Source organism: Coprococcus sp. AM11-30B, assembly GCF_027674365.1.
GTDB classification, from domain to species: domain Bacteria; phylum Bacillota; class Clostridia; order Lachnospirales; family Lachnospiraceae; genus Allocoprococcus; species Allocoprococcus comes.
This window is the reverse complement of sequence record NZ_JAQDVB010000045.1, coordinates 1-6,072: the sequence shown is the minus strand read 5'-3', so window position 1 is coordinate 6,072 and position 6,072 is coordinate 1. Positions and strand designations below refer to the sequence as shown.

Annotated in this window: 10 protein-coding genes; 2 read left to right on the top strand and 8 right to left on the bottom strand. The window is 44.2% G+C overall.

Annotation, left to right across the window (positions count from 1 at the left end; all coding sequences use genetic code 11):
* Window positions 1-60: 60 nt before the first annotated feature.
* The 4 genes from PGU50_RS17725 to PGU50_RS17710 form a co-directional block, all read right to left on the bottom strand.
* Window positions 61-585: a hypothetical protein gene (locus PGU50_RS17725; protein WP_002569224.1), complete on the bottom strand. Its 525-nt coding sequence runs from the start codon at window positions 583-585 to the stop codon at window positions 61-63.
* Window positions 586-886: 301 nt separating this feature from the next.
* Entirely contained in the window at window positions 887-1,183 is a 297-nt protein-coding gene (locus PGU50_RS17720; RefSeq protein ID WP_002569225.1) for a DUF3847 domain-containing protein, read from the bottom strand.
* A complete protein-coding gene (locus PGU50_RS17715) occupies window positions 1,176-1,517 on the bottom strand; it encodes a DeoR family transcriptional regulator (protein ID WP_270247624.1) in 342 nt (113 codons plus the stop codon). The genes PGU50_RS17720 and PGU50_RS17715 overlap by 8 nt, the downstream gene beginning before the upstream one ends.
* The gene (locus PGU50_RS17710) at window positions 1,514-1,702 is read right to left on the bottom strand and encodes a hypothetical protein (RefSeq protein WP_054328105.1); all 189 of its coding nucleotides are present in this window, start codon (window positions 1,700-1,702) and stop codon (window positions 1,514-1,516) included. The genes PGU50_RS17715 and PGU50_RS17710 overlap by 4 nt, the downstream gene beginning before the upstream one ends.
* A gap of 483 nt (window positions 1,703-2,185) precedes the next feature.
* Between PGU50_RS17710 and PGU50_RS17705 the strand changes: the two genes are divergently transcribed.
* Window positions 2,186-2,992, top strand: a complete 807-nt coding sequence (locus PGU50_RS17705; RefSeq protein ID WP_006873172.1) for a helix-turn-helix domain-containing protein — start codon at window positions 2,186-2,188, stop codon at window positions 2,990-2,992.
* 60 nt (window positions 2,993-3,052) lie between these two features.
* Here PGU50_RS17705 and PGU50_RS17700 read toward each other — a convergent pair whose 3' ends face one another.
* The 4 genes from PGU50_RS17700 to PGU50_RS17685 all read right to left on the bottom strand — a co-directional run bounded on the left by PGU50_RS17700 (window position 3,053) and on the right by PGU50_RS17685 (window position 4,944).
* Window positions 3,053-4,015 carry a DUF3658 domain-containing protein gene (locus PGU50_RS17700; protein ID WP_014078537.1) on the bottom strand — a complete coding sequence of 321 codons (963 nt, stop codon included), beginning with the start codon at window positions 4,013-4,015 and terminating at the stop codon, window positions 3,053-3,055.
* A gap of 16 nt (window positions 4,016-4,031) precedes the next feature.
* A complete protein-coding gene (locus PGU50_RS17695; RefSeq protein ID WP_009296082.1) occupies window positions 4,032-4,421 on the bottom strand; it encodes a TnpV protein in 390 nt (129 codons plus the stop codon).
* Window positions 4,381-4,653, bottom strand: coding sequence for a helix-turn-helix domain-containing protein (locus PGU50_RS17690; RefSeq protein ID WP_002593556.1), 273 nt, complete (start codon window positions 4,651-4,653; stop codon window positions 4,381-4,383). Before PGU50_RS17690 ends, PGU50_RS17695 begins: the two co-directional genes overlap by 41 nt.
* Before the next feature lie 93 nt (window positions 4,654-4,746).
* Entirely contained in the window at window positions 4,747-4,944 is a 198-nt protein-coding gene (locus tag PGU50_RS17685; RefSeq protein WP_270247623.1) for a hypothetical protein, read from the bottom strand.
* 128 nt (window positions 4,945-5,072) lie between these two features.
* On the opposite strand from PGU50_RS17685, the gene PGU50_RS17680 reads away from it, so the two are divergent.
* Window positions 5,073-5,858, top strand: a complete 786-nt coding sequence (locus PGU50_RS17680) for a transposase (RefSeq protein WP_270247621.1) — start codon at window positions 5,073-5,075, stop codon at window positions 5,856-5,858.
* Window positions 5,859-6,072 lie beyond the last annotated feature (214 nt).

Sequence of the window (6,072 nt, the reverse complement as noted above, 5' to 3'; positions counted from 1 at the left end):
TAAACCGGAATTCCACCGGCTTGACTACACACCCTTAGCTGGGCGCACAACTGGAAGTTGTCAAAGAGAATTGTTCCAGTATTCCACAGTATTGCCATTCACATCATAGAATGTAATGGTTCCCGCACTTATAGGCAAAACAATCGCAAAAGGTTTATTGCTGTCAATGTCAAGCACTTGAATTGTGTTGCCGTCATCTATTTCAAGCTGTGTTACCTGTTGCTGATTCATAGAAATAAATGCTCGCTCATTATATCCTTCTACGGTGTACTCGGCAATTCCTCTTTGAACCCCCGAAAGGTTTCCACCCCCACGGAAAAAGTATCCAAAGGAAAGACCAGGACGGTTGACATAGACGGAAAAAGAATGGTCACTCAAATCCTGAGGGTAAGAAATATATGCAGCCATCGTGCTGGAAACGCTTCCATCGACCGTCCAATCATCCTTAATCTTCTGCGACGAACGAATATCTGCCTCCAGCTTAGATGAAGTCACGCCGATCTCATTGTTCGTATAAAGAAAACAAACAAATAAAATACAAGCAAGAACAACCCCTATCACAATTTTAAGAAATATTTTTTTCACGCTATCAAAACTCCTTGTCAACTACCGATTTGTTGTCATCTTCATTATACTTCATTGGCTATCGAAAAGATAGCATATTTTATGAAACTTGTCGGCTGGGAACAGCTTGCAACGCAAGGTGTCCCCAGATGGCAAGTCCACAAAAGGGTAGCTGGCGGCAGCCAGCGCAGGGGAAGCGTAGCGTCCCCTGTATGATTTGGAGCAGACCATGACTGCGGAAAATCACAGCCCTCCGGCGAGGAGCCTTCGGAGAACGCAATGCACCAACCTCTGGGTGGTGTATAATTGCGCCCTTAGTAAACTAAGGGGTTTCCGGCTTCTCCCGTTCCAGCAGTTTTTTCAATAGTTCCTGCGTGTCCTGCCTGTGAAAAATGAGTTTCAACAACAGCATGACATCATCATCTGTCAGGCGTTCCGGCTTTTGCAGAAAACTTTCCAGCATACCGCCACGAGTACAGAGCCGGTGCGTCCGTTCCTTTCGGGTAAGCTGCTTTAACTGGTGCTGCAATGCCTTTTCATCATTGATGGCTTTCCGCAGTTTCTTTTCGCTTTTCTCCAGCTCCCGGTTTAGCTTTTCCAGCTTTGAGGTATCAGGCAAGGGCAGCGTCCTCCTTTCCCGGTATCAGCACATAAATCCTGTTTGGTTCTCCCACGCCCTGACGCACCCGCATGATAAGTCCGGCGTTTTCCAGTTCATTCAGAAAACGCTTGACCGTCATGGGACTGCGGGACAGGACTGCGGCAATGGCTGTGACAGGGAAGCAGACAAACAGGATTCCGTTCTCGTCCTCCTGCTCTTTGGATAGCATAGCGTCCAGCATCCGGCAGTACATGACCTTTGCGGTGCTGCTGACTGGAAATCCTGTCAACGCTCTGGGAAATGGCATACAGGGCGGCAATGGTGTGTCTATCGTCATAAATTCAAAATTCATTCGGTGTGTTCCTCCTTTTTCTTTGATCGTTTGGATAAATAACGGGGGCAGTCAATCACAACCGCCCGGAAGCTCTGCTTGCACCCATGCTGGCATTTCCGGCATAATTCGTTGTAAGTGACACGCCCCCGGTCATTGAGGTAAAAGGAAAGCTCATGCTTCCTCTTTTTGCTCATTCTCGGCATATTGTATTTCCTCCCGTTTTAGTGTATGGTTTCGGGGCGATTTTCGGCAAAATTACGGTCATAGAGCCGATTAAAATCTCCCGAAGTATCAGCGATAGGGTAGACTATCCCCCTATCAGATTGTCGTGTTTCGGTATCATTTCGGTGTCAGTTCGCCAGTTCTCCCCGGTGTCGTTCCTCCCCTGAATCTCACAGCGGCGTATCGCTCCCTTTGGTACGCTCGTTTCGGTCAGGGTTCCTCCACATCCCTGCCAAAAGTCATGGCGCTACATCGCCGGGGAAGCATATCCCACACAGGCTGGTCATTCGATTGGAATAATCCATCGATGAACTACCTGTATCATAGAACATTTTTGTGCCCTGTGCCGTATGTCCACAAAGTAGGAATTAGGGGTAAAAATCAGAAATTTCCACGATTGCGGAAAGTGTGATATAATCCAGATAAGCGGCAGCAATGAAACCATTGGAAAGGAGCGTGCGCCCATGAAAGGAGCAACAAGCATACAGGAACGCCTTTGGGAACTCCGCAAGGACAAAGGCTTAAATCTGGAAGAACTATCAAAGCTGACAGGCATTTCCAAATCAGCTCTTGGAAGTTATGAAAAAGAGGATTTTAAGGAAATCAATCATGGCAACCTTATCACGCTGGCAGACTTCTATGGGGTCTCTGTTGATTATCTACTGTGCCGGATAGAGAACAGGGAGCAGATCAACACACCATTGACGGAGTTGCATTTGAATGATGAGATGGTGGCACTGCTGAAAAGCGGTCGGATTAACAACCGTCTGCTCTGTGAGCTTGCTACACATAAAGATTTTATCAAGTTTCTTGCAGACATTGAGATTTATGTGGACGGGATTGCTACCATGCAGATTCAAAACCTCAATGCACTTGTCGATACCGTCCGGCATGAAATCATTGAACGGTATCGCCCAGGCGAAGATGACCCGCATTTGAAAGTGCTGCAAGCCGCCCATATCAGTGATGATGAGTATTTCAGTCACATGGTTCTGGATGACCTCAACCTGATTATCCGGGATATTCGGGAAGCCCACAAAAAGGACAGTGAGAGTGCGCCCCAGACCACCGTTGCCGATGAATTGAAAGAAAATCTCGAAGCAGTCGAAAATTTCAAGGGCAGCCGGGATGAAAAGCTGGTTGTCCTTTACTGCAAGCAGCTCGGTATCAACTATAAAAATCTGTCAGACGAAGAATTTCGCTGGCTGATTCGGATTCTCAAAAAATCAAAGAAAATGGGAACGCCTATCAGCCAGAGGAAAAAACGGTAAAAAAACCGCTGTTGCATGGTTGGGGTGCCTTCCATGTAGCAGCGGTTCTTGCTGTGGTTATTATTTCATTCGTTTTCTTAATATCCGGCGATAATTTGTTTCTCCCTTTGGTGCGTCCTGTATAATTTCCAACACACCATCTTCAAGCATTTTATCAATGCGATTAGAAATCCATACATCACTAATTCCAAGTTGATATTTTCCTAAAACATTACCTATAACAATAGCCATTTTGAATTGCTCTGGCTGTTCCGCAATTTCACGAAGAATGAAACTATCATATATATCTTCTGAAACACTTTGCAATTTACCATTTAGCATTGCACGCAAAGGTGCATTTTCATTTTGAAGTTGATTCCATTTCATAGCACAAGCTGAAAGAAATACAGGCTTAGCTTTTTCTTGTAGAGTTATATATTTTCCCCATTCGCCAGGAGAAACCTCACCCCATGCTATTTTGGATGTCATAGTATTTTCTTTTCCATATTCCCAGGCAGGTAACTTAACCAAATAAATTGTTGTCTGACAGTTTAATGGTCGAAGTTGTTTCATAAGCCAGTACATACCGCAAAGTTCATCCGGATTATAGCTATACCAAATACGAACTTCTTCCCCAGCTACATATCGTTCAATAACCGAAGACAATGTAGTTTTAATTTTCTGTATTTTTTCTTCAACCTGATAGTCTAAATCCTCTACAAACCAGACAGACAGCATTTTCTTGAGAACATTTTTCCGCTGTTCGCCAATTCCATTATCAGAAATATCTCCCACACTAAGAGCCATATCAAAACAATAAACATCACTGCTCTTGCCTCCCAATGGAATAGCATTCTCCCAAGCAATATGTTCTTGTTCCTGTGCTTGAATTTGTGCTTCTTTCATTTCATCTGAAGATGGAACACTCCCATCTTCGTGCCTCATAAAGACCGAAACTGCACTTCCTCTATACTTTCCCTTACCGTAAGTTTGGGCAATTTTCAAACTTCCACAGGCACTTTCACCAAATACAATTTCAATCATCTTATATACCTCCGATTTAATTACTCCCGTATGAATAAATTATATCATGCAAAACAATTTCTTCTGCCCGGTTGTGAATGTTATTACAACGCTGCACCCATTCCATTTGTTGAGTTCGCTTCAATTCCTCTGTCACGCCCTCGGTGGCTTTCATCTGCTCCATGATAGTGTCTAACCGTTCCTGTGCCTGTTCGTTCAGGTCTGCAAGATATGTCCACAATTCTCCGGTCAGTATCAATGTATTCAATCTGGCTGGGTGGACTTCCCTTAAATATTCCCGGTGCATCCGTCCGTACTTTCCGATAGGGCGGTGTTCCTCCGGCAGTTTCAAGTCCGGGATGTAGTAATCTCCGACAAGGATATAATCAATTCCGTTTTCCGTTATTCTTGGTTTCAATTCTCTCATGTTCCTTACCTCCTGTGGAAGCAGGCTCGTCTGGTACTAACTCAATCACATCGGTAATCTCACAATTCAGCGTTTCGCAGATACGGGCTAATGTATCCATGCTGATGTGCTTTCCCTCTTTGCTCATGTTGGCAATCATATTTGTTGTCATACCAGCAGCAAGCCTTAAATCCTCTTTCCTCATATCACGCTCTAACAGTGTGTGCCAGAGTGGTTTATAGCTGATGTGCATATTGTTTTCCTGCCTTTCTATCCATACCACCGGGGCGGCTGCCCCGGCAGGAACTTTTCTCTTATTATAGCACCAATCTTGTGAAATCACAATTTATTCTTGTATCCTGCCGCTGATACCGTCTGGATTGGTTTTCCTTTCTTTTTTGTTCCCTTTAATTAGCCATGAACTGCTTGATTTCTGGGGACTGGATTCTTCCATACCAACCGCTTCTGCTCTCAGCCAGCAGCGCGCAAAGCTTAAACCTGATGCGCTGGAAGCTGTATTCCGGCACTTTAATTCCGCTTCCATGGAATTGCCGCCCGCTTCCTTTATGGATTCGCATTATCGTTTCCTGGCTGCCGATGGCTCTACCTGCACTTTTTTCAGCACTCCGGCTTTCTCATCACCAGACTACTACTGTTGACCGGCACGATGTTTTGGATGGAATAAAAAATATCTATATCGGTGACCGCGGCTATTACTCTTATAACAACATGGCACATGTTGTGGAACAGGGACAGTATTTCCTGTTCCGTACCAAGGATATCCATTCCAAAGGACTGGTCGGCAATTTTAATTTTCCAGATGCGGAATCCTTCGATATTGATGTCAGCGTCATACTGGTCCGGAGCCATTCGAAAAAAGTTTTGGCAGACATCCACACAGAAGGTTACATACGCTTTGTTGATCAGGCAGCTGCTTTCGATTACATTGAATATGGAAGTTATGATACATATGAGCTGTCCTTCCGTATTCTACGCTTCCCTATCAGCACTTCTACATACGAGTGCATCGTGACCAATCTGCCACGTGATGAATTCCCTGTGGAACGTATCAAAACCTTGTACAATGCCAGATGGTCTATTGAATCCTCATTTAGGAAACTGAAATATACCATTGGGTTGAGTAATTTCCATGCGTATAAACCCGAATACGTGAAACAGGAAATATGGGCAAGGCTACTTGCGTATAACATAACCGAAACAATGATAAACTACACACTACTGGAAAAACATAGGACAAAACATGAATACAAAGTCAATTTCACTATGGCTGCCCATATCTGCAGAGCCTTTCTCCGTCTGACCACGGAGAAAGACCAATATGATGTGATGTCCCTGCTGAAAAAGGAATTGATCCCTATCAGGAATGAACGCCAATACCCAAGACTCCAAACGGCTCATTTCCGAAGACCGCGATATTTTATATATCGGGCAGCATAGACACCTATATCATTATAATCCGTTTTGAGGCAGATTTGCAATCTGTCTTCTTGTCATGCTTTCCTTCATGAGTAAATCGTAAACATATCTGTAAAACGGTTCCACTAAGGCTCATCTGTAATTTGTTCTGTAAGAATTCACTTCCTGATTAAACGTTAACTAAATGACATGATGCCGGGGTCAAAACATAGCGTTTTCTATATACTAACCCCTG